Source organism: Sandarakinorhabdus sp., assembly GCF_040398645.1.
Lineage (GTDB): Bacteria > Pseudomonadota > Alphaproteobacteria > Sphingomonadales > Sphingomonadaceae > Sandarakinorhabdus.
Window position 1 is genome coordinate 1 of record NZ_JBBATR010000058.1, and the last position, 2,414, is coordinate 2,414.

Genomic DNA, 2,414 nt, shown 5'->3' on the forward strand with positions numbered 1-2,414 from the left:
TGCAGCATTGTGGCGATCAATTCGGGCAACACGGCTTCCAGATTGCCTTCGCCGCGTTTGCGAAACGCCGCCATTTCCGGCAGCTTGATGGGCAGATCATGCTGCACAAAGCGCAGCACACGCGGCGTTGCGCCCGGGGCCGGGCTGTGCACCAATATGCCATCGCGCAGGCGCAGCAGAATATATTCCGGATCGTCGGTGGCCAGGAACGTGCCGCGCTCGGCGGTGGCGGCGATGCTCTGCCCCGGATTGCCGGCCGCATCTATCGCGACACCGCGCACGAACAGGCCGCGCAGATCCGCGCCGGCCTGCCGCGATTCCTCCACGCGCAAGGTAACGCCGCTGCCCAGATTGGCAAATTCGCCGACCTTTATCGACGCGCCCAGCGCGCCCGAACGCAATTCGAAGCGCAGATTTTCATAGGCATAGCGGGTAACCGGCTGCAGCCAGCCAACAATACCGAAATTCAGCACGGCAAACACGCCGGCAAACAGGAACGGCACGCGCAGCAGCCGGCCATAGGAAACGCCCACAGCCAGCAGCGCATCCAGTTCCGACGACATCGCCAGCCGGCGAAACGCCAGCAATATGCCCAGCATCACGCCGATCGGGATGCCCAGCGCCAGATATTCCGGCAGCAGATTGCCCAGCATGCGCCAGACAACCGACACCGGCCCGCCTTCGTTGATGACGAAATCGAACAGGCGCAGCATGCGATCAAGCACGAGCAGCATGGCGGCGACCACCAATGTGCCCAGCAGCGGCACCAGGATCAGCCCGAACAAATATTGGTCAATCCGCTTGATCACGCCGCAGTTCAAATCCTTGCCGGGCGCATGCATGCAACGCGGTTGTTACAGCATAGCGGCCCGGCGCGCGGCGGTCATGGCAAAATGCAGGCGCTTTCGATCAGGCGGGCACGGCAAGCGGCAGGCTGCACATATCGGCGGCGCGATCAAAGCAGGCCAACACGGCATCGATCTGGTCATTGCTGTGCAGCGCGCAGATCGAGCAGCGCAGCAGATAGACGCCCGCCGGTGTCGCTGGCGGCCGGCTCATGTTCACATACACGCCCAGTTCGATCAGCGTGGACCACATCAGCGCCGTGGTTTCCTGATCAGGCATCAGCACGGAGACGATGGCGCTTTCGGGGGTTTCGGTGGCCAATCTGAAGCCCATGCGCTTCAGGCCGCCGTGCAGCCGGCGCGTTGCTTCCCACAGCCGGGCGCGCTTGTCGTGCGCCGTCATGAGCTTGCGGATCGAAGCCGCCGAACAGGCGACCACGGCCGGCGGCAGCGACGCCGTGAAGGTGTAGGGCCGGCATACCAGCCGCAATATTTCAAAGCGCGGATTGTTGGACACGCAAAAGCCGCCAACGGTGCCAACGGATTTGGAAAATGTGCCAACCACGAAATCGACATCGTCGGCGACGCCGGCCTCTTCATAGACGCCGCGGCCATGTTCGCCAAAAAAGCCCATGCCGTGCGCTTCATCGACAAGCACCATGCAGCCGTGCGCCTTGGCGATGGCCACCAGCTCCTTCAGCGGCGCAATATCGCCGAGCATGGAATAAACGCCTTCCAGCACGACCAGCTTGCCAGCGTCGGGCGGCAGGCGGCGCAGGCGCTTTTCCAGATCGGCAGCGTCGTTGTGGCGGAAGCGCACGATATCGGCGTTGGACATCTTGCAGCCATCATAGATGCTGGCGTGGCTGTCGGCATCCAGGATGATGAAATCGCCCTTGCCGGCCAGCGTGGAGACCATGCCGAGATTGGCCTGATAGCCGGTGGAAAACACCATGGCATGGGCGGTGCCATAATAGTCCTTCAGCGCGTCTTCGCATTCCTTGTGGGTCTGGTAGGTGCCGTTGAGCACGCGGCTGCCGGTGGTGCCGGCGCCATATTCGCCCAGGGCCTTCTGGCCGGCCGCGATCACATCGGCATCAAACGTCATGCCCATGTAATTGTAGGTGCCGAGCAGGATCGTGTGCCGGCCCTTGATGATCGCTTCGGTGGGCGACAGCACTTTTTCCATGACGATGCCAAACGGATCGCGGATGCCGGTGGACAGCAGGCCGGCGTGTTCGGCGATCAACGGATCATATTTGGACAAGAGATCGATCATGTTCCTGTCAGCCCTTCTTGATGACCAGGCCGTGCACAGCATCGGCCACTTGCCCGACCGTTTCCAGATCAGGCAGCATATTCAATGGGATCATGATGTCCCATTCGTCTTCCATGCCGGCCACCAGGTCCATCACGGTCAGCGAATCCATTTCCAGATCGCCGGCAAAGCTGGTGGCTTCGGCAACAACGACTTTCTTGGCGTTCAGAGGCTCGATCAACTCAAGGATGCGGGTATAAACGCTGGCGCGGTCGGTCATTATTGCTTCGTCCCAAATGATTTGCTGCGCT

3 protein-coding genes are annotated in these 2,414 nt (G+C 61.5%); all 3 read right to left on the bottom strand.

Annotated elements, in window-relative coordinates; all coding sequences use genetic code 11:
• Nucleotides 1-809, bottom strand: an 809-nt coding sequence (locus tag ABWP50_RS11195; protein WP_353218067.1) for an LptF/LptG family permease, incomplete at its 3' end; no start/stop codon positions are given.
• A 100-nt stretch (nucleotides 810-909) separates the two neighbouring features.
• Nucleotides 910-2,124 (bottom strand): serine palmitoyltransferase, encoded by a 1,215-nt coding sequence (gene spt, locus ABWP50_RS11200; protein WP_353218068.1) that lies wholly within the window; start codon nucleotides 2,122-2,124, stop codon nucleotides 910-912.
• 7 nt (nucleotides 2,125-2,131) lie between these two features.
• On the bottom strand, nucleotides 2,132-2,383 hold the full coding sequence (locus ABWP50_RS11205) for an acyl carrier protein (RefSeq protein ID WP_353218077.1): 252 nt from the start codon (nucleotides 2,381-2,383) through the stop codon (nucleotides 2,132-2,134).
• Between the last annotated feature and the right edge of the window lie 31 nt (nucleotides 2,384-2,414).

What these genes read in the sequence shown, in the direction of transcription:
- spt (WP_353218068.1), bottom strand. Translation starts at nt 2,124, where the DNA reads ATGATCGATCTCTTGTCCAAATATGATCCGTTGATCGCCGAACACGCC.
- ABWP50_RS11205 (WP_353218077.1), bottom strand. Translation starts at nt 2,383, where the DNA reads ATGACCGACCGCGCCAGCGTTTATACCCGCATCCTTGAGTTGATCGAG.